The following is a 21,192-nucleotide window of genomic DNA, read 5'->3' on the forward strand; positions in this document are numbered from 1 at the left end:
ATGAATAATAGTCTTATATCGCATCTGCTGGAAGACAACACCCAGCATCACAACTTTTTTATACTTAAGCTTGTTTCTTTCCTGCTAGCCGTGATCGTTCCGGTTACTATCCTGATGAAAATCAGCGGCCTTACTACTCCTAATCTTTCCCTGACCAATATAGTAAAAGTCGTTACCGCAAGCGCCCTGATTCTGCTTTTTTTACGTTCTATTCTCAAGGTTTACGGTAAACATAATGCCAGCAAGTGGCTGGTCATAACCTCAATATTTTCTATTTTCATGATGTTCCGCACTGCCGCCTATGCGGCATTAGAAGTACATACCATACTTTATCTAACCATAATACTTTCTATTTTCTATTTCGATTACCGTCTGGTTATATATGCTACCTTTCTCTGTATTGCCGGTGATTATGTGTTTTCCTTATTTTTTCCTCAGTCCATACCTACTGGGGGATCAGCAGCCGAACAATTTATCCGCTATCTCAACTATACCTGGGCAGGAATGGCTGGAAGCATGGGAACCTACACAATGCGGCAGCTTTTGCATCTAGCCAGCGAACTTAAATACACCAATGATCGTCTGCAGGAAGATATCGAAAAAGAAAAAAAACTTGAACAAATACTCAAAGATTTTATCGCCGCTGCCTCCCATGAGTTAAAATCCCCTCTCGGTATTATACAGAGTTATGCTGAAGCTCTAAGAGACGGCTTAAAACCTAATAAACAGGAACAATACCTGAACACCATAATCAATGAAACCTCCTACATGGGTAAACTGGTAAATGACATGCTTGATCTATCAAGACTGGAAAACGGCTATGCCGAAATAACTAAACAGGAATTTGATATTTATCAGCTCACGGCGAAAATAATTCAGCGTTGGCAAAGCTGGATAGAAGAGAAAAACCTGCAGTGCCAGATTATAAACCAAACAGCATATCCCCGGGTAATCGGTGATTACTCAAAAATCGAAATATGCCTTACTAATTTTATAACCAATGCCCTTCAAAATACTCCTCCCGGCCAAAAAATAACTATTCACATCCAAGAAGAAGAAAAACATATTCTCTGGGCTATTGAAAATGAAGGATCACATCTTGCAGAGAAAGACCTGCAAAAAGTATGGCTACCTTTTTACCGAACTGATAAATCACACAGCAAAGAATACAGAGGCACCGGCTTAGGACTTGCCATCACCCAAAATATACTTAACCTCCATAAAAGCCATTATGGAGTAAAAAACACCTCCAAGGGAGTATGCTTTTATTTTTCCCTTCCCCAGGCTTTTTCTTCTGTTCAGGGTTAAATTTATTACAAAATTGTTAAAAAAAATTAACCTGGTTGTAAAAATAGATTTTTAATATAGGGGCAGATAAATCATCTGCTTCTATTTTTTATTTAAGGAGGGAAAAAGCTTATGTTTTTATGGGAACCGCTTACCTGGTATCAAATCCTCATGTTTATTGCTGTACTGTGCGGCCTTATGCTGCTCAATGAATTTGGCCGGGCTAATCTCTGGACCGGTATTCTGCTCTTCTTTGTAGTCCCCTTGATACTAACTTTTGCCGTATGGACAAAAACGGCAGTCCCCGGCAGCAGTGTCGGCACCTGGTTTCACTGGGCCAAAGTCTACTCCTCGCTGGCAGGATGTCTGGGTTTTCTAGCACTACGCTATGTAAAAGGAGCTGCACAAAACAAATATTTCCTTATGTTCCCCCCTGCTATTCTTTCTATTAATATCCTGGAAGCTGTTATCCGTGATTTTCAATGTTTCAGCTTTAACGGTTTTGTGGACGGCATGTTAATTATAGGTGGTCCCTGGAATATCATGAATGGGATTGCCGGTATCTTAAATATTATAACTATTTCCGGATGGGCTGGTATTTATATATCCCAAAACCGCAAGCGCCGGGATATGATATGGCCTGATCAGCTCTGGTTCTGGATAATTGCTTATGACCTCTGGAACTTTGCCTATGTTTATAACTGTGTACCTGATCATTCTTTCTATGCCGGAGCTGCTCTGCTGCTTTCCTGTACTATACCTGCCTTCTTAAGCGGCGGCAAGGGTGCCTGGCTGCAGCACAGGGCTCACACCCTGGGTATATGGATGATGTTTGTAATGACTTTCCCGGCTTTTGTTGATACCTCAATATTTGCGGTAAAATCTTCCCATGATCCTGCTGCCCTGATGGTGGTAAGTGGATTGTCTCTGGCTTCGAATATAGCTGTATTTGTATATCATTACTACAAAGTCTTCAAATACAAGAAAAATATTCTCAAGGGCGAAGAAGTACACACCGATCTTGGTTCTTACAGAGAATTAAAGGAACTAGACCGCATCCCCCAACCGGCTGTGGCCTAATGATACGGCTTACAAAAAATATTCTTGTCCATCCCCCCATCCCCCGGAAAACCTCTCCCTCGTTCTCCGGGGGATATTTATTTTGGTTTTCTTCTCTCTATCCCTGCCTGCAGTTGTATTATAAGTTCCGCATCCCATTACTACTCCATCATAATAACTTGGTCCAGATAAAAATCATAACCGCTTAAAAATACCCTGGCGAGGTATGCCTTTCTTCAAGCAAGCAAATACTTCCTGTAAAAAGTTTTCCTTATTTAAAAAAGTTTTTACCTGCAACTGCAGATATTTTAAAAGTAATTTTAAAAACACGCTCTAGAATACAATCAGGTACCAAAAATCTTAATTAAGTGAAGGAGGAAAATCTATGTCCCGGCTTATTTTTATACTCTTAGATGGATTGCGTTATGATGTTGCTTTATCTTCCATGGGGTTTCTTAACCACCTGATCGAAGCAGATAAAGCTGCCCTCTATCTTGTAAAAGCTGAACTGCCTACCTTATCCCGTCCCGGTTATGCCACCCTTTTCAGCGGAACTAATTCTTCCATCCATGAAATAACCACCAACACTTATCTAAAACCTTCACCGGTGCCCAGCCTTTTTCACCTGGCCCGGGAAAAAAACCTGCGTACTGCTGCTGCCGCTTATTCCTGGATAAGTGAGCTTTACAACCGGGCTCCTTTCAACCCATTAACCGAACGGGAACAGGAAAATGAAGAAAACCCCATCCAGTTTGGCCGCTTTTATTTTGAAGACAGTTATCCCTGTACCCATCTGTTTGCTGATGCGGAAAGTCTAAGAAAGAAGTATGATCCCCATCTTCTTCTCATCCATCCCATGAGCATCGATTTTAAAGGCCACCTTTACGGCGGCGATTCCAAAGAGTACCAGCAGGAAGTAATGTTTGTAGATAGCCTCCTGGCCAGCCTGATTCCCGTCTGGTGCAGGGAAGGTTATCACATAATTATAACTTCCGATCACGGCATGGATGAAAAAGGTATGCATGGGGGAAATACCTTAAAAGAAAGACAGGTTCCTCTTTTCACCATCACTCCTCTTATTGAGGCAGGATACTACCGCCATGAAATTCCCCAGACAGCAATAGCTCCTCTGGCTGCCAGAATGATGCAACTGGAAAATGTTATGCCTCTTCCCTTTAAAACCTGGCCTGGCTGGCAGGAAGAAAAAATTGTAGCTTTCAAAAAAGCCCGCTAATTTTTAGCCATTTTTTTACTTACTGCTATACAGATTTTTACATCTATTTAAACTTCACCGACTAAAATGGCAGTAAATAAAAATAACTATTTTTTAGGAGGTACCGAAATGAAAAAACCGAAAAAAATCCTGTTAATTTCCCTTGTTTTGTTTCTTCTAACCTTACCTGTTGCCGGCTGTAAAAAAAGTCCCGCCGACTCTTCGACTGCCGATGCCGGCAAAGAACCAGCCAGCCTGGAAGAAATCATCAAACAGGCGCAAAAAGAAGGTATGATTGCCAGTGTAGGCATGCCTGACAACTGGGCCAACTGGGGCGAAACCTGGCGTGATATTGAAGAACTATATGGTCTTAAACATACAGATACCGACATGTCAAGTGCGGAAGAAATTGCTAAATTTGAAGCAGAAAAAAATAACCCTACTGCTGATATCGGCGATGTAGGTATAGCATTTGCTCCTGTAGCCGTAGCCAAAGGAGTAACCCAGCCCTATAAAACCTCCTACTGGGATGAAATTCCCGACTGGGCTAAGGACAAAGAAGGACACTGGATAGTCGGCTATCAGGGAACCATGGCTTTCCTTATTAATAAAAAACTGGTAGATAATCCTCCCCAAAGCTTTGCCGAACTCTTAAACAGCAATTACAAAGTAGCCGTGGGCGATGTCATGAAAGCTTCTCAGGCACAACATGCCGTGCTGGCTGCTGCTATTGCTAACGGCGGTGATGAAAAAAATATCCTGCCGGGAATCGAATATTTTACCCAGCTGGCAAAGAAAGGACAGCTGCTAAAAGCAGATCTGAGTTTTACCAACATAGAAAAAGGGGAAATTCCCATCGCTCTTCTCTGGGATTTTAACGCTTTAGGCTATCGCGACCAGATCGACCCCCAGCAGTTTGAAGTCGTAATCCCCCAGGATGGCAGTATAGTGAGCGGTTATGCCACCATCATAAATAAATATGCTCCTCATCCTAATGCTGCCAAACTGGCCCGGGAATTTATCTTAAGCGATAAGGGGCAGATAAACCTGGCTAAAGGATATGCCCGTCCGATCCGGGAAAAAGTCGAACTTCCACCCGAGGTTAAAGCAAAGCTTCTGCCTCCTGAACAGTACAAAAATGCTCGCCCCATTCGCGATTTTAAAGCCTGGGAAGAAAGTGCCAAAAACCTGCCTGCTCTCTGGCAGGAAAAAGTTTTATCCCATCTGCGCTAGAGAAAGGATGTAAAAACAATGGCAGTAAAACAAAAGCTCTTATACTCATTACTTCCTTTTATAATCCTGGTTGCTCTTTTTCAAATCGCCCCCCTGTTTTCTATAATAAAAGACAGCTTTTCTTCTGCCTCCTCTGGTGGGTTTACAACTGCCCACTATGAGGAATTATGGCAGAACCCCTTTTACATGCAGGCATTTAAAAACAGCTTTCTCATAAGCATAGCTTCTTCTCTGGCTGCATTACTGGCAGGTATCATAATCGTAAAATCTATACTGGGCTTTAGCCCAAACACTCAGGAAAAACTCCTGGTAATCACCAACATGGTATCTAATTTTGCCGGTGTGCCGCTTGCCTTCGCTTTTATTATCCTGCTGGGTACCAACGGGCTTTTTACCTTGTTGTTAGGCCAGCTTGGTTTTGATCTGGCTTCCAGATTTGATCTCTATTCCTGGAGGGGGCTTATTCTCATCTATGTTTACTTTCAGCTTCCGCTGGCCGTCCTTTTGCTCCTGCCTGCTATGGCCAATGTAAAAAAAGAATGGCGCGAGGCAGCTTTTACACTGGGAGCTAACCCTCTTCTATTTACTTTAAAAATAGAACTTCCTTTTTTGCTTCCCAGCCTTTTAGGTACTTTATCCCTATTGCTGGCCAATGCTATGGGGGCTTATGCCACCGCCTATGCTCTGGCAGGAAGCAATTTTAACCTGATTACTATCCGCATAGCCCAGCTTATAGCAGGAGACCTGTTTTTAAATCCTCATCTGGCAGGAGCCATGACCGTCATCCTTGGTTTAATGCTCATAGCCAGCATGTTTATATATCAGAAAAGCCTTTCTTATGCAAGGAGGAATGTTCATAATGTTTAAAGCCAAAAATAATCTTGTTATTGCCCTTTTTTTAATATACATCCTGCTTCCCATAGGAGCCACCTTTTTGTACTCTATATCCTCTCAGTGGCAAAACAGCATATTACCAGCCAGCCTTACCTTGAACTGGTATAAGGAACTCCTGGGGGATCCCCGCTTTATAGCTGCCCTTATGCGTTCACTTATTGTAGGGGCAGGTGCCGTAATACTGGGACTTATCGTCCTGCTGCCTGCTGTTTTCACCATCAATCTATACTACCCGGAAAAAGAAAAATATGTTTCTCTTACCGCCATGCTTCCTTTCATTTTTCCAGGAATAATGCTGGCAGTAGGTTTAATAAGGTTATATAACAATTATTTTTCCTTCCCCCCGTTTTTACTCCTTTTAGGAGCTTATTTCATAATTATAATGCCTTTTATATATCAAGGTCTGCAAAATGCCTTTAAATCAGGCAACAGCATAGAATTGTTTTACACCGCCCTCAGCCTGGGCGCTTCCCCCCTCCAAAGTTTTGTCTATGTAATAATACCTAACATAATTACGAGTATCATAATTGTCTCCCTGCTCTCCCTTTCTTTTCTTATGGGCGAATTTGTTCTGGCCAATCTGCTGGTAGGAGGAACCTATGAAACCGTGCAGGTTTATCTTTTTAAATCCCTCAAACAAAACGGGCACCTCGCAAGTGCCATCGTTAGTTTCTATTTTCTGCTCATAAGCCTCATTTCGATACTGGCTTTTAAGCTTAAAGACTACCGTTTCCAGACAAAAGCAGAAACAGCTGCCGCCAAAGAATTCAATCCTGTTTCTCAGATTAAAATCAAGCAAAGAGGTGATCTTCTTGAGCTTCCTTAAAGTTGAAAAAATAAGCCATCATTATGATAACAAACCGGTTTTGCATGATATCTCCTTTTCCCTGGCTCCCAATGAGATTTTAAGCATCCTAGGTCCCAGCGGATGCGGTAAAAGCACTCTGCTTAAAATAATCACCGGCCTTATCCAGCCGGCAAACGGTAAAATCTATCTGGAAAACCGGGATATAACTGATCTTCCCCCCCAAAAAAGGGAAATAGGCATAGTCTTTCAATCCTATGCCCTTTTCCCTAATCTCAACGTTTTTGCCAATATTGCTTTCGGCTTAAAAATGAAAAAATTTAATAAACAGGTTATACAGGAAAGAACCCTGGAAATGCTAAATCTTATAGACCTGCGGGAAAAGGCTTACTGCCTGCCTCACCAGCTCTCCGGTGGCGAACAGCAAAGGGTAGCCCTGGCCAGGGCTTTAGCTCCCTATCCCCGGCTGCTTCTGCTTGATGAGCCCCTGAGTGCCTTAGATGCCAAAATCCGCAAAAACCTGCGCCTGGAACTGCGCAAAATCATAAAAGCAGCTGGAGCTACCAGCATATTCGTAACCCATGACCAGGAAGAAGCCATGCTTATTTCCGACCGCATACTGGTAATGAATGAAGGTAAAATTGAACAGGAAGGAACACCAGAAGAAATATACACCCACCCCCGTAATCTTTTTGTCGCTGGCTTTATAGGCAACTACAACCTGTTCTCCCCCGCTGACATAGGGGAAATCGGAAGGCAAAAATTAGAAAACACCTTTTACGCCGTGCGTCCAGAAACTATAAATATCTACCCTTGCCATGAAGGAAAAGAAGCTTTTCCCCTCCACCCTCACAGTATAATATGTAAAGGCAAAATAACCGATGTTAATATGAGCGGAAACATTGTAGTATACAGCATAGCCGTAGGCTCTTCCCTCATCCGGGTAGATAAGCTTAACCAGGCTGGATATGAATATCTAAAACCAGGCACCCGGGTAATAGTAGAAATCCCCTACCAGGCCCTGCATAAAGTAGGTTAATGAAAGCTATTTATTCCTTTAACCTGCCTACCGGCATGATATAAAAAATGTCCTCATTTTCATCCAGGGACAAAATCTTTTTTACTTCCGCATCATCAAATCCTCCAATCGAAACCGTACCTAATCCCAGGGAGACTGCCTGCAGATAAATATTCTGGGCAATATGGCCGGCTTCTGCATGTACGCAGAACTCGGCCAGCTTTTCCTTATCTTCTCCTTTTCCCATCTTTTCCTTCATCTCTTCATAACGTCCGGCAATAACCAGGAGAACAGCTCCCCTTCTTATTGCCGGCTGCTTTACCGCCAAGAAAATCTGGTTTTTATAATTGTGGGCATCTAAAGCGGTTAAGGCATGACGCTCGGGAAAATAGCCATAAAAACCAGGAGATAAGCCTTCCACATTCTCAGCCATCACATATACCTTTACCGGATAAAGGGCAAAAGAGGAAGGCGCGGTTCTTAATCCCCTTTCTTCATCGGTTATTCCCTGGGCTGCCCACAGAAGCTGTCCTAACTCCTGCAAAGTTACCGGCTGGTTTGCATAATCTCTGACCGATCTTCTCTTTTTTAAAGCTTCCTCAAGCGAAACATCACTTTTATAGACCGGCCCCGGTAAAAAAATAAGCTCGCCCCTTCCGGCAAAATCCTGGGACGCCGGAGGAGGCAAATAGTACAAAAGCTTAAAACCCGCATATATGCCGGCAGATAAAGCTATTAAAACTACTATAAAAAACCACCATCTTTTTCTCATCACCGTCTCCCTTCCCCAATAGAACAATTTATAAAATTATACCACCATTTCCCCAAAACCTATAATCTTCGGATAACTTTAGTTTGGAAAAATTTTTTCTGCAAGTAAACTTTTTATTACAATATGATATATTTATTACAAGCGTAATAACACATATGGCATCCATAAAAGAGCATAAGTTCTATAAAGCAGTAAGGAATAAAAATTTTTTAAAGGAGGGTTAAGCTTTGTATGTTCCTTACCACAATAATACCTATACTTTTCAACCTTTCCTAGAATGGCGGAAAAATGTCGACTACTACGCAGATGACCCTTTTATCCACAAAGTAATCAAATGTTATGTAGACAATATCAATGACAAACATGCCAGCCTGGTACATTTCTTCAGGTATTAATGATAAAATTGAATCAGGTTATTTAAAGTTTCTCTGCCACCGTCCTTATACCCTCAATTTTTAATATTTAGGAGGCGATTTTTATGTCAACTGGCTTAAAACGCATCGGCTATTCCTACCGGATAAACGATCCGGCTTTTGAGGAATATGTGAGAAAAACTAACCGCTGGTCCTTGATTTTTGCTCTAATACTTGCTTTCATTGCTGTTATCGGATTTTACATTGCAGGTGAGACGAGTTCCGAAATGAGTAACCCTGAAGCTTTACTTATCGGGCTTGGTATTGGCGGAATGTTTATAGCTATTGCCCTTATTCAGATTTCCTGGAGGCAAAAAGCTAAAACCTGGGATGGAGAAGTAATAGACAAAAAAATTGAGCACAAAAAGCGCATCAGAGATGAATATGATAGTGAAAATAACAGAAGAACATATGTGGAACACTATACCTTATACACCGTCCTTATACGCAGAGAAGACGGGAAAATCCACCCAATAAGCGTAGAAGACAACGATACAATTTATAACTACTACCAGGTCGGAGATAAAGTCCGCTATCACGGTTTTCTAAACTCCTTCGAAAAATACGATAAATCAAAAGATACTATCATTTTCTGTAATGCCTGTGGAACCCTTTGCGACATCAACGAAGATTACTGCTACCGCTGTAAATGTCCACTGCTTAAATAATAAACCCTTTCCATTTTCGCTCTTTTAAGCCCGTAAAAGCCTGTATATCATTTTCTGGAAGGCTTTCGTTATATGTTATATGTAAATAAACTCCCGAATAAATTCCAATTTGATATGTAATTTGAGGAAAAAAGTTATTTGAAGAAACGGAAGCAAGAGAAAAAGAAAAAAAGGGATAAATGGCTAAAAATTGAAATACATCTACATCAGGTTGTCGACAAAATATTTGTTGACAGCCATTTTTAATTTATTTATCTTAAAACAAAGGAAATAAAGTGATAAATTTTTGAAAAAGTAGCAAAAAATTATAAAAACAAAATATTGGTCTCTATGAATTATACAGAAGGGATATCCTCATGTATCCAAGCTAAGACCGGGGTGCTATTCGAGCCGGATTCACGACAACAATTACGTGGAGGTGATACAAAAAAATAATTTGTGTTACTTTAACAGCCAGGAACAAACAGTCGAATTTTACAACTGCCAAATAATCCCCCGCCAACTTTATAAAAACTACAAAAGAGAGGTTATTCGCCATGCAACTTAAAAAACATTTATTTGCTTTATTAATAGTCTTGTTGACAACAGGAATCCTGTCTGCTGTTGTATATTTTTCTAATCAATATTACTCCAAAACATATAATGCTGCAGTTCAGTTAACTATTACTAATCTGGCTTACATTATGTTAGGCATCATTTTGGGTATTATACACATAACACGCCAGTATAATATTTATGGCAAATGGAAAATCGATAAACTGCAAATAGCGGTATTTACAATTCCTTTTCTGGTATTTTATCTAATATTAATTTTCAATGTTCAAAACATCTTTATTCGCTATCATGTGGTAATTAACAGCTTCTTTAAAGATGCTATCGGCATTATAATAGGCTATTCATTTATAAGCAGTTTTTACAAAAAATAAGGAAAAAAGGATAAGTGATGCAAAATCTTGATTTCTCAAGCCCTTATCACTTATCCTCCCTTATTCTTTTCCCCTGCCTCAAAAGAACTATTTTGCGCATAGGGAAAGAGTTTTTAACCCCCATCTACTCCACCGTCACCGATTTCGCCAGATTCCTCGGCTTATCAACATCTGCTCCCTTGAATACGGCCATGTAATAAGCAAATATCTGCAAAGGGACTACCGAGAGAATAGGAGTTAATAATGACTGGACTTCCGGTAATAATATCTGTTCATCACATTCCTGACATGCTTCCTGCAGATTGGATTTGCAAATAGCTACTACAACTGCTCCCCTGGCCTTTACCTCTTTTATATTTGACATACTCTTTTCTACCAGATTATCCTGCGTTATAAGGGCTAAAACCGGTACCCCTTCGCTTATAAGGGCTAAAGGACCGTGTTTCAGTTCCCCGGCTGCATAGGCTTCGGCATGGATATAAGATATTTCTTTCAGTTTTAATGCCCCTTCCATGGCTACTGCATAGTCAAAGCTGCGGCCCAGGAAGAAGGTGCTTTCAACTTTTTGATATTTTTCCGCTAATTTTTTTATTTTTTCTTCCTGTTTTAAAACTTCTTCCACTTTTTCATCTATCTTCATAAGCTCGGAAGTAATTATTTCTATTTCCTCTGTCGTAAGGGTCTTTCTCTCCTGAGCCAGATAAAGAGCCAGAAGATACATTATTAAAAGCTGGGTAGAATATGCCTTGGTAGAAGCAACCGCTATTTCTGGTCCAGCATGGGTATAGATAACCTTATCCGCTTCCCGGGCTACAGAACTTCCTACTACATTAGTCACAGCCAGAACTTTTATGCCCTGACGTTTGGCTTCACGCAGAGCAGCCAGGGTATCAGCCGTCTCTCCGGACTGGCTTATCACTATCATAAGATCATCAGACTGCCAAAGGATATCCCGGTATCTAAATTCCGAAGCGATGTCAGTTTCTACCGGTATCCGGGCCAGTTTTTCAATAACCAGTTTTCCTACCACTCCCGCATGATAAGCTGTTCCACAGGCTACTATATAAATTTTGCCAATCCTGGACGGCTTAATGCCTAAATCTCCTAAATCTACTTTTCCATCCCGTATTTTTCCCCGCAAAGTCTGGCGCAGGGCTTCCGGCTGTTCATGTATCTCTTTCAGCATAAAATGTTCATAGCCGCCTTTTTCCGCTGCTACTGGATCCCAGGTAACCTGAAAAATTTCTTTCTCTACCGGCTTGCCTTCAAAATCGGTAAATTCTACCTTATCAGCTGTAACCACCGCAAACTCATTATCTTCCATTATATATACCTGATTAGTCCGTCCTAAAATAGCGGGAATATCGGAAGCTATATAGTTTTCTCCTTTTCCTATGCCTACAATAAGCGGGCTGTCTTTTTTAGCGGCAATAATCTTATCCGGCTCATCTTTGGATATAACCCCAATGGCAAAAGAGCCGTGCATATGCTTAAGGGCCTTGCGCACCGCCTCTTCCAGCGAATTATTATCATAATATTTTTCAATAAGATGAACAATAACTTCGGTATCAGTTTCCGATACGAAATCATGTCCTTCCAGTATTAGATCTTTGCGTAATTGGGCATAGTTTTCAATTATGCCGTTATGCACTACAGCAATCCTTTCATTGCAGTCGGTATGGGGATGAGCATTGGTATCACTCGGCACTCCATGTGTAGCCCACCTGGTATGGCCGATTCCAATACCGCTTTCCGGCATTTGCTCAATAGCTTGTTTTAAATCAGCTAAACGCCCCTTCTTTTTTATTATCTTTATCTCACCATCTTTATAAAAAGCTACCCCGGCTGAATCATAGCCGCGGTATTCCAGTTTACTGAGCCCATCTATTATTACCGGCAAACTTTCATTTTTGCCTATATATCCCATAATGCCACACATATAAAAACCTCCATCAAAAATCTATTGTTATTTATTTATCATTAATTAGCTAAGTTTTTATCCCAATTATTTCGAATCGAAATAGTTTTTAAAAAAAGAACCGTCCCCAAATGAAAATGGCCGCGGCCGGGCTTTTTGTCCCGGCTATTGCTAGCCGGTTTTGTAGCCAGGCTTACGGTGGCGGCTCACCGGAGGGCACCCGCCGAAAACTCGATAAACCCTCTCCTCGTCACCCGAAGTATCTTCGGGTCAGGCGCTTTTTGCCCTTTTAAGGGCTATCAGGATTCTTTTTCTACGGCTTCTTTTATCTCCGCAATCACCTCCTTTAAAAGGGCTTCATCCGGACCCTGGGCCATTATTCTCACCAGAGGTTCAGTTCCGGAAGGCCTTACTACCAGTTTTCCACAATCCCCCAGTCTCGCTTCCGCTTCCTTTAATACTTCCACCACTGCAGGCCTTTTTAAAATCTCCTCTTTGTTTTCCACCCTTACATTTACTAAAATCTGGGGATATTTAGTCATTTCTCCTGCCAGCTGGGAAAGCGGAAGGCCACTCCGTTTTACCACTTCAGCCAGCTTTATGGAGGTTAAAAGCCCATCTCCGGTAGTAGCATAGCGGGAAAAAATTATGTGCCCTGACTGTTCTCCTCCTATTATACTTCCCGTCTCTTTCATCTTTTCTAAAACATAGCGGTCACCTACCTTGCAGCTTATAACAGAAATATTTTCCCGGCGCAGGGCAACCTCTAAACCGATATTGCTCATAACCGTAGCTACTACCTGCAGAGGCTTTAAAATTCCCCGTCTTTTCATGTCCAGGGCACAAATAAGCATTATCTGATCCCCATCCAGCTCTTTTCCCCGTTCATCTACTGCCAGGCAGCGGTCAGCATCGCCATCGTAGGCTATACCCAGATCCGCCTGGTAAAGCTTTACTGCCTCTTTAAGGCTTTCCATATGGGTAGAACCGCATTTATAATTTATGTTTACCCCATCCGGTTTATTATTTATAGGGATTACTTTAGCTCCCAGCCTTTCCCAGAGCATAGGACCTGCTTTATAAGCAGCGCCATGGGCACAATCAAGCACTACGGTAAGCCCTTTTAAATCCTCCTCCAGCTCGTAAGCCCCCTGTAGATAATCTATATATTTCGACAAGGCATCATCTAATTCATATATCCTGCCAACTGCCGCACCGACTGGACGGGGTAAACTATCAGTTCCTTCCCTGACCAGCTTTTCAATCTCTTCTTCCACCTCATCCGGCAGTTTATACCCATCCGGTCCGAAGAATTTTATGCCATTATCTTCTACCGGATTATGGGAGGCAGAAATAACAATACCGCATGAAGCCTTGTAAGCCCTGGTCAGATAGGCTACCGCCGGTGTAGTTATAACTCCTGCCCGCAACACATCAGCTCCGGTAGAACATATGCCGGCAATAAGTGCAGCTTCCAGCATATCACCTGATATCCGGGTATCCCTGCCTACCAGAATACAAGGTTTGGCGCGGTAATTGCTGGCAGATAGGACATAACTCCCTGCCCTGCCTAAAGCAAAAGCCATTTCCGGTGTAAGCTCGGCATTAGCAATTCCTCTTACCCCATCAGTTCCAAAAAGTGTACCCACTTTCTTCCCTCCAATAAAGATATTCTAGAGAAGGCTCCCCCTTACTATCTCTTCTCCTCTTAACTCCACTGCCTTCTGCGGAGGAGCATATCTTTTTATGATCATTTCGGCTACTTTTAACCCATCAACGGCGGCACTTACTATACCACCTGCATAACCAGCTCCTTCTCCACAAGGATATATAAAAGGGTTGCTTACGGAAGTTAAGTTTTCATCCCTTACTATCCTTACCGGAGATGAAGTTCTAGTTTCTACCCCGGTTAAAACTGCCCTCCCGTCTATAAATCCGGGCATTTTCTTATCCCAGTAATAAATGCCTCGCTGTAAAACTTCACAAAACTCCCGCGGCAAAAGTTCCCAGAGATTAGCCGGTTTTACTCCTGGCCTGAAGGTAGCAATACTACCTTTAAGAGAAGTGGTAGGCCTGCGCTTTAGAAAATCAATCAGCCTCTGGCAGGGGGCTTTATAATCCTCTCCTCCTAAAATAAAGGCTTTGTGCTCTAGATCCTCCTGCAGCCTTATCCCTCCTAAAGGATCATATTCCCAGTCTTCCGGCTTAACCGTAATAACCAGAGCACTGTTGGCTATACCGGTATCCCGGGCATAATAGCTCATGCCGTTGGTTACTACCTGCCCGGGAGACGAAGCTGCTCCAATAACATATCCCCCTGGGCACATGCAGAAGGTATAAAGCGAACGGCCGGTTATTTTATCCTGATAGGTAAGATGATAATCAGCCGCTTTAAGCCTGGGATGCCCGGCAAAATCACCATACTGCAGCTTGTCAATTAATTCCTGGGGATGTTCTATTCTGACCCCTACGGCGAACGGTTTGGGATTTAGCTCTATCCCTTTTCGCCTGAGCAGGTGATAAACATCCCGGGCGCTATTCCCTATGGCCAGCACCAGCACCGAACAGGGAAGTTCATACCTGTTATTTATTACTATGCTTTTTAGACACTTTTGGTTAATATTTATATCGGTAAGACAGGCATCAAAATAAAATTCACCGCCTAAGCCTATAATCTCTTCCCTTATTTTCTGTACTACCCGCCGTATATTATCTGTGCCTACATGCGGCTTTTTCAGGTACATAATTTCTGAGGGAGCGCCAAATTCCACCATAGTTTTTAAAACATATTCTACTCTTTTATCCCCAATGCGGGTAGTAAGCTTGCCATCGGAAAAGGTTCCAGCCCCTCCTTCACCGAACTGGGTATTGCACTGGGGATTTAGTATACCTTTTTGCCAGAAATCGTTAACTGTTTTTATCCGTCTTTCTATATCCTTTCCCCGCTCAATAACTACCGGCTTATAGCCATAGCGAGCCAGCAGGAGGGCACAAAAAAGGCCGGCCGGTCCCGAACCTATGATTACGGGTGAAAAAGGGAGCAAGGCATCACCCGGCACCAGCTTAGCCTCTTCTTCCTCCTCTATCCGTGCTATATGGGGAGAAGCCCATAAAGCTTCCTCTATTCTTATTCCTTCTGCCAGTTCTACATCGACGATATAAGTAAAAAAAACCTCTTTTCTTCTCGCATCTACTGCCTTTCTTATCAGAGTAAGATTTTGTATATCCTCCGGCCTTATCTTAAGCTTACAAGCAGCCTCCCTCTTTATTTCTTCATCCGTATGGTCTAAAGGCAGTCTTATATCCCTTACTCTTATGCGCATATACCTCACTCGATTTCCTTTTTCTTTATTTCCACATTTACCAGCACTTCAGCGGGATAAGCCTTTACCTTATCCGGAAGGGCCAGCTTTACCTTCTGACTAAAGGAAAGTGTCTTGCCTTCTAAACTTACCGGCAAAGTATCGATCTTTTCCAGGTTTTCTATAATAGTAGGATTACCTAATACCGTAATTTTATCCGGTATTACGCTTACTTCCCCCAGAGTAAAACCGGCTTCCAGATTCCCTTCCACTACCAGATTTATCGCCACTTCTTTGTTTTTAAGCATCTGGCCTGCCACCACATATACCGTAGCCTTGGGGGGAAGAAGCTTAAAATCTCCTTTAACTTCGTTCCCCTTGCCATCTACGGCCCGCAGGGGAAGTTCCATGATGGCTGTTTCCCTTACTCCGGACAGGTTGATATCACAGATTACTTCACTCACCTTCTTGAGATCAGTTTCTTCCCCTTTAAGCAGACAGGTAGAGGGAAAAATATCAACTCCTAAAAGTTCGTAGCCTTCCGGTAAATTTCCGGTCAGGCGATAATTTATACTAAAAGTATGTTTGCTTATCCTGTTTATCTTTACTTCCACTTCTTTCGGCTCTACGGTAGTCAGTAAAGCCCCTTTTAAAGTCTTTACCTTAACCGGAAGCCTGTAATTTCCTTCCGCTAAACCAGTAAGGTCAACATAGGCTTCAATCTCTTCTTTCTTATCCCCCTTTTCTCCCCAGACCCTGACTCTCACCGTATCCGGGCCCTGTACGGTAAGGCCTTCAGAAAGATTATAGTATTGGAGATTAACTTCCCGGGCAGTATGCTGAGCAGGGTTTTGCCCTTCTCCTACCACATAAAGCCATAATAGCAGAGCAAAAACTACGGATAAAATTTTTAAGCCCGTATTTTTATTACCTTTCCTGTCTTTTGGCATCATCTTCGCCCAGCCACCCCCTGTAAAAGGCTGCTTTTAGACTATCCCTGGGTACCAGTTCCTTTTCTAAAAGCGATCGCAGATCATCCTGCTTTAAAAACCGCTTAAGTTCCCCTTCCCTGGCTACTGATACTGCTCCCGTCTCTTCGGATACCACTATAGCTATAACATCCGAAACCTCGCTTATACCTAAAGCAGCACGGTGGCGGGTCCCTAATTCCTTATCTACAAAAGGATTGTCGCTTAAAGGAAGAAAACATCCGGCTTTATAAATCCTTCCCTCGCTTATAACCACAGCTCCATCATGTAAGGGGGCATTGGGGAAAAATATATTCATAAGGAGGCTTTTGGAAACTACGGCATCCAGGGTAACCCCACTCTCTATATACTCACCTATTCCTGTTTCTCTGGTAATTATTATTAAAGCTCCTGTACGCATTTGACCCAGACTATATACGGCATTACAAATTTCATCTATCAGCTTGCGGTATTCATCAGCCCCGGAAACAAAGCGGCTGGAAGTTAGAAAACTTCCCCTTCCTATCTGCTCTAAAAGCCTTCTTAGTTCTGGCTGAAAAACTATAGGAAGAGTAATGGCAAATACCAGCCATAATTTGCTTAAAAGCCAGTTTACCACATCTAAACGCAAAAAACGCGCTAAGGCAGAAAAGATAAGGAGTAATACCAGGCCTTTTAAAAGCTGCTCGGCCCGAGTACCTTTGATAAGTTTTAAAATCTGGTAGAAAATATAAGCAACAATAGCAATATCAAGCAGGCTCTTTACTATGTTAAAAGGGCTGGCAAATACACCGGATAAAAAACTTAAATCCAACTCTTTCGCCTCCATCCGGCTGAAAATAAAATACCTATCCCTGGTGGTAATGTATAACCGCCAGCACTCCCGTGCCTACTTTTATATAAGCGCGGGAAGCTTTTAATACATTCGATATCGCATAAGGATTTCCTTTTTCTAAATCGGCATTAGAAAGCGGGTATTCAAAACCTTCTATCCATACCCCCTGTACTTTATCACTTAAAGCTAAAAGGGAAACTATATCCCCTTCTTTTCCCTCTATCTCCAGTTTATCCCCGGTTAGATAGACAACATAGGAAGGAGCATAATGTTTTATCTTTACCCCTCTTTTAACATATTCCATGCCTGCATAAAGGTTGGATAAGGCATGATCCAGTCTTCCTCCCAAGGTACCAAGAAAAATTATTTCCCGCGCTCCTTTTTCCTCAGCTAAAGCCAAAGCCAGCTGGGTATCGGTAAAATCTTTGTTCCTGGGGTATTTTCGCCAGATAACCCCCAAGGACTGATAAAAATCTTTAACTTCCGGCCCTATAGAATCCATGTCTCCCACTATACACCATGGCTTTATGCCTGCTTTATAAGCATAGTTTGCTCCACCATCAGCACAAAAAACCAGATCTGCCTCCTTTGCCACCGCTTTGTATTCCTCTACTTTTCCATACTCCCCATTAGCCATTATCACACACTTCATAGAAACTTTTCTCTCCCGCTCCTTTTCTTTGCTTAACCAGTAATATCAATTTTATACTAACTGCCAAAGAGGAGCAATGGCTTTAAATTTAACCAAAAGTTAATAAAGTTTAAGCCCGGTTCAAATTGACAAGCCAGGCAAGCCTTAATTATAATTCAAGTATTGAGTTTGCGTGAAGGGGGGAAAACGGTGAGCTACATCATTAATGATGAATGCATCGCCTGCGGAGTTTGCGTGGAAGAATGTCCGGTAGAAGCCATCTCGGAAGGCGAAGACAAATATGTAATCGACCCCGAACTCTGCACCGAATGCGGAAATTGTGCCGATGTATGCCCGGTTGGCGCACCTCAGCCCGAGGAATAAAAACATAAAAAAAGAACCGTCGCTGTCTACATATCCTAAAGTGGCGGTTCTTTTATGTTTTTATCTATTTCATCCGCTTTAACTACCCGGTTGCGTCCGGTGCGCTTGGCTTTATAGAGGGCCTCATCTGCCTCTTTTATAAGATCATCAACTCTCTTTTCCTCTCCTGGTTCCAGGCTGGTAACCCCGAAACTGGCAGTAATAAAAATATCCTTCTTAATATCCTCTATATAGCTGGGAGTAAGCTCAACCACCTTGCGCATGCGTTCGGCAGTTTTAAAAGTATTTTCCCTGTCACATCCTGGCAGGCATATAATAAACTCTTCCCCTCCATACCTTCCTACCAGGTCATATTCCCGGCATGCCTTTTTAAGGCTGCGGGCAAAATCTTTAAGTACCATATCCCCGGCCTGATGACCGTATCTATCATTAACCCGCTTAAAGAAATCAATATCCGCAATTATTATTCCCAAAGGCTTTCCTTCCCTCTTCATCCGGGCTATTTCTTCCGCCAGCCTTTCCATGAAGGCCCGGCGGTTTAAAACCCCGGTCAGGTAGTCGGTGCGGGCAAGTTTTAGGATATCCTGTTCTAATTTAATTATCCTTTCCCCTATTTTCAGCCGGTATTTAAGCTCTTCCGGGTAAAAAGGCTTTATCATATAATCATCGGCCCCTGACTCCAGGCCTTTTACTATATCTTCCCGGCCTCCACGGGCCGTGAGTAAAATTATATAGACATAACCAGGAGAGTTATTATCTCTCACCCTCCGGCACACTTCCGTACCGTACATACCCGGCATGACCCAGTCTATAATGGCAAGACTAGGTCTCTCGGGCAAACTTAATATCTCCATAGCTTCCTGCCCGTTCGCTGCTGTTATAACCTCATATCCCCAGGCCTTGAGCGTTCCTTCCAGAAGACGTCTGGATACGGCATCATCATCGGCTATCAGTACCTTCGCCACCTTTTGACCCCCAAAAATAAGTTATAAAAATATTATAAACTAAACCTTTTGATGTAACCATTATATCCTAAGGTTTCTTACCGGATGAACTATATGTTCATACTCGCGAAGCGATTCCTCTTGCATTTTTTTTCTTTCTTCATCTATAAAATCAAAATCATCTTTAAGAAAAGCTGCTATGTCTCCATTTATCGCCTTGTTTAAAGCCATGCTGTCAAGTATTTTAAATATCTCTTCTTTCTCCATGCCCTGGCGATAAGGCCGATCTTCACTTAGGGCGGTAAAAACATCGGCTACCGCCATGATCTGGGCTCCTACCGGAATATCTTTTTCTTTCAGATGAAAAGGATAACCTCTGCCATCCAGCCTTTCATGGTGCAGAGAAGCCCAGCTGTTTATAACTGATAAAGAATCTATCTTGCTCAAAATGCTGCAGGTATAATAAGGGTGTCTTTTTATCACCAAAAATTCCCGGGAGGTGAGTCTCCCTGGTTTTTCCAGCAAGGAAGGAGAAACTGCAATCTTTCCTAAGTCATGCAGATAGCCAGCTACCAGCATAAGTTCACATTCATTTACGGAAAATCCTGCCATCTCCGCCAGCCTTTTAGCCACCACGGCTACTCCACTAGAATGGGAAGCATTAAGAGGGCTTCTAAAATCCACAATACGCGAAAAAAGTTTGGAAAAATCCTGCAGCTGTTTTATTGATAAATCCAGTACTGCTGGTTTTAAATATCTTTTGAGGATATCAGGTATCTGGTTAGAAACTGCATCTAGCCAAAAATATTCGTACTCTGCAAGCTCCAGAAATGCTTCCACATGTTCGGGAACAAATCCTACCCCGCTGTGCCTTTTTATCTTTTCACATATCTTATCTTTATCTTCTAAAATAAAGGAAGATTTTTTCATCAAAACCGCAATCCGGTCAGCCAGATGCAAAAGATGGCTTTCTATCGGCACTTCAAACTGAAACACTCTTTTCCCTTTTCCATAAAGCCAGGGGACATGATGATAACGAATTATTTTTGCTGCCTGGCGCAAAGGTGCAAATTGTTGCAAAAAAAGATATCCTACTTCTGAATGTTGATAAGCTATACTATCCTCAAACTTTAAAGCTAGAATCCTCTCCTGTGCCGATAAAGCTCCAATATCATGTAGAGCCCCGGCCATAACCATCTGCTTCTTCTCATCCAGAGAAAAACCAAGCCTATCAGCTAGGCTGAAAGCTATATAGGCCACCTGCATATGGTGGTTGGCCAGGCTATGGTCAACCAGGTCCAAAGCCTCAGAAAACCCTAAAAGTACATCTAAAAGCTGCATCTGCGGCCTATCCATAAAAGCCCACTCCTTTTTTCCGCACACGGTCCGCACAAAGGGACGGTTCTTTTGTGCTGTCTCCTTGCCAAAATTAAACTAAACCTTTAAACCCGGTCTGTCTTAAAGCCTCATACAAAATAATTGCCGCTGCATTGGCTAAATTAAGCGAACGTCCGATATTCCTCATCGGTATCCTGATTCGGTTTTGGGGATACATAGAAAGGATCCAGTCGGGAAGCCCTTTTGTCTCACAGCCGAATACCAGCACATCATCCCGGGTATATTCTACCTGGTGATAGAACTTATCTCCCCTGGTAGTAGCCAGGTATATGTTATTCCCCTCAAAAAATTCCCTTACCTCGTAAAAGTCTTCCCATACTGTAACTTCCACTTTATCCCAGTAATCAAGTCCCGCTCTCTTCAGATAGCGGTCTTCCAGAGAAAAACCCAAAGGCTTTACCAGGTGCAGCTTAGTTCCGGTAAGGGCACAGGTACGGGCGATATTTCCAGTATTTTGAGGTATCTCAGGTGCAACCAGAACTATATGCATACCAGCCCTCCATGTTTTATAAATCAGTAGAATA

General features: G+C 42.4%; 21 protein-coding genes. 11 read left to right on the forward strand and 10 right to left on the reverse strand.

The window, feature by feature from the left end; genetic code table 11:
- The 7 genes from BUB92_RS03860 (at position 1) to BUB92_RS03890 (ending at position 7,530) form a co-directional block, all read left to right on the forward strand.
- Entirely contained in the window at positions 1-1,308 is a 1,308-nt protein-coding gene (locus BUB92_RS03860; RefSeq protein WP_073090326.1) for a sensor histidine kinase, read from the forward strand.
- 111 nt (positions 1,309-1,419) lie between these two features.
- Positions 1,420-2,367, forward strand: coding sequence for a DUF5692 family protein (locus BUB92_RS03865; RefSeq protein ID WP_073090329.1), 948 nt, complete (start codon positions 1,420-1,422; stop codon positions 2,365-2,367).
- 364 nt (positions 2,368-2,731) lie between these two features.
- Positions 2,732-3,580, forward strand: a complete 849-nt coding sequence (locus tag BUB92_RS03870; RefSeq protein WP_073090332.1) for an alkaline phosphatase family protein — start codon at positions 2,732-2,734, stop codon at positions 3,578-3,580.
- A gap of 108 nt (positions 3,581-3,688) precedes the next feature.
- Positions 3,689-4,792: an ABC transporter substrate-binding protein gene (locus BUB92_RS03875; protein ID WP_073090335.1), complete on the forward strand. Its 1,104-nt coding sequence runs from the start codon at positions 3,689-3,691 to the stop codon at positions 4,790-4,792.
- Positions 4,793-4,810: 18 nt separating this feature from the next.
- On the forward strand, positions 4,811-5,659 hold the full coding sequence (locus tag BUB92_RS03880; RefSeq protein ID WP_073090338.1) for an ABC transporter permease: 849 nt from the start codon (positions 4,811-4,813) through the stop codon (positions 5,657-5,659).
- On the forward strand, positions 5,652-6,512 hold the full coding sequence (locus tag BUB92_RS03885; RefSeq protein WP_073090340.1) for an ABC transporter permease: 861 nt from the start codon (positions 5,652-5,654) through the stop codon (positions 6,510-6,512). Before BUB92_RS03880 ends, BUB92_RS03885 begins: the two co-directional genes overlap by 8 nt.
- Positions 6,499-7,530 (forward strand): ABC transporter ATP-binding protein, encoded by a 1,032-nt coding sequence (locus BUB92_RS03890; RefSeq protein ID WP_073090343.1) that lies wholly within the window; start codon positions 6,499-6,501, stop codon positions 7,528-7,530. Before BUB92_RS03885 ends, BUB92_RS03890 begins: the two co-directional genes overlap by 14 nt.
- A 10-nt stretch (positions 7,531-7,540) precedes the next feature.
- Here the strand turns inward: BUB92_RS03890 and BUB92_RS03895 are convergent, their stop codons facing one another.
- Positions 7,541-8,281 carry a SagB/ThcOx family dehydrogenase gene (locus BUB92_RS03895; protein ID WP_084728321.1) on the reverse strand — a complete coding sequence of 247 codons (741 nt, stop codon included), beginning with the start codon at positions 8,279-8,281 and terminating at the stop codon, positions 7,541-7,543.
- Between the two features lie 227 nt (positions 8,282-8,508).
- Here BUB92_RS03895 and BUB92_RS11510 point away from each other — a divergent pair, with 227 nt between their 5' ends.
- The 3 genes from BUB92_RS11510 (at position 8,509) to BUB92_RS03905 (ending at position 10,288) form a co-directional block, all read left to right on the forward strand.
- Positions 8,509-8,676, forward strand: a complete 168-nt coding sequence (locus BUB92_RS11510) for a hypothetical protein (protein WP_159432304.1) — start codon at positions 8,509-8,511, stop codon at positions 8,674-8,676.
- Between the two features lie 83 nt (positions 8,677-8,759).
- Positions 8,760-9,362: a mechanosensitive ion channel family protein gene (locus BUB92_RS03900; RefSeq protein WP_073090346.1), complete on the forward strand. Its 603-nt coding sequence runs from the start codon at positions 8,760-8,762 to the stop codon at positions 9,360-9,362.
- A gap of 536 nt (positions 9,363-9,898) precedes the next feature.
- Positions 9,899-10,288 carry a hypothetical protein gene (locus tag BUB92_RS03905; RefSeq protein WP_073090349.1) on the forward strand — a complete coding sequence of 130 codons (390 nt, stop codon included), beginning with the start codon at positions 9,899-9,901 and terminating at the stop codon, positions 10,286-10,288.
- Positions 10,289-10,412: 124 nt separating this feature from the next.
- Here BUB92_RS03905 and glmS read toward each other — a convergent pair whose 3' ends face one another.
- From glmS to BUB92_RS03935, 6 genes are all read right to left on the reverse strand, one after another.
- The gene (gene glmS / locus BUB92_RS03910) at positions 10,413-12,227 is read right to left on the reverse strand and encodes a glutamine--fructose-6-phosphate transaminase (isomerizing) (RefSeq protein ID WP_073090351.1); all 1,815 of its coding nucleotides are present in this window, start codon (positions 12,225-12,227) and stop codon (positions 10,413-10,415) included.
- 278 nt (positions 12,228-12,505) lie between these two features.
- Positions 12,506-13,855, reverse strand: a complete 1,350-nt coding sequence (gene glmM / locus BUB92_RS03915; protein ID WP_073090354.1) for a phosphoglucosamine mutase — start codon at positions 13,853-13,855, stop codon at positions 12,506-12,508.
- Between the two features lie 24 nt (positions 13,856-13,879).
- Positions 13,880-15,529: an NAD(P)/FAD-dependent oxidoreductase gene (locus BUB92_RS03920; RefSeq protein ID WP_073090401.1), complete on the reverse strand. Its 1,650-nt coding sequence runs from the start codon at positions 15,527-15,529 to the stop codon at positions 13,880-13,882.
- 5 nt (positions 15,530-15,534) lie between these two features.
- Positions 15,535-16,458 carry a CdaR family protein gene (locus BUB92_RS03925; protein ID WP_159432305.1) on the reverse strand — a complete coding sequence of 308 codons (924 nt, stop codon included), beginning with the start codon at positions 16,456-16,458 and terminating at the stop codon, positions 15,535-15,537.
- Complete coding sequence (gene cdaA / locus BUB92_RS03930) at positions 16,436-17,290, reverse strand: diadenylate cyclase CdaA (protein WP_242938997.1); 855 nt, start codon at positions 17,288-17,290, stop codon at positions 16,436-16,438. The genes BUB92_RS03925 and cdaA overlap by 23 nt, the downstream gene beginning before the upstream one ends.
- A 34-nt stretch (positions 17,291-17,324) precedes the next feature.
- Entirely contained in the window at positions 17,325-17,963 is a 639-nt protein-coding gene (locus BUB92_RS03935) for a thiamine diphosphokinase (RefSeq protein ID WP_073090363.1), read from the reverse strand.
- A gap of 189 nt (positions 17,964-18,152) precedes the next feature.
- Between BUB92_RS03935 and BUB92_RS03940 the strand changes: the two genes are divergently transcribed.
- A complete protein-coding gene (locus BUB92_RS03940) occupies positions 18,153-18,326 on the forward strand; it encodes a 4Fe-4S binding protein (protein WP_073090366.1) in 174 nt (57 codons plus the stop codon).
- Positions 18,327-18,361: 35 nt separating this feature from the next.
- Here the strand turns inward: BUB92_RS03940 and BUB92_RS03945 are convergent, their stop codons facing one another.
- The 3 genes from BUB92_RS03945 to BUB92_RS03955 form a co-directional block, all read right to left on the reverse strand.
- The gene (locus BUB92_RS03945) at positions 18,362-19,291 is read right to left on the reverse strand and encodes a diguanylate cyclase (protein WP_073090369.1); all 930 of its coding nucleotides are present in this window, start codon (positions 19,289-19,291) and stop codon (positions 18,362-18,364) included.
- Positions 19,292-19,351: 60 nt separating this feature from the next.
- Positions 19,352-20,626, reverse strand: a complete 1,275-nt coding sequence (locus BUB92_RS03950; RefSeq protein WP_073090404.1) for an HD-GYP domain-containing protein — start codon at positions 20,624-20,626, stop codon at positions 19,352-19,354.
- A gap of 73 nt (positions 20,627-20,699) precedes the next feature.
- Positions 20,700-21,158, reverse strand: coding sequence for a tRNA (cytidine(34)-2'-O)-methyltransferase (locus tag BUB92_RS03955; protein WP_073090372.1), 459 nt, complete (start codon positions 21,156-21,158; stop codon positions 20,700-20,702).
- Positions 21,159-21,192: the final 34 nt, after the last annotated feature.

Source organism: Thermosyntropha lipolytica DSM 11003 (genome assembly GCF_900129805.1).
GTDB lineage: Bacteria > Bacillota > Syntrophomonadia > Syntrophomonadales > Syntrophomonadaceae > Thermosyntropha > Thermosyntropha lipolytica.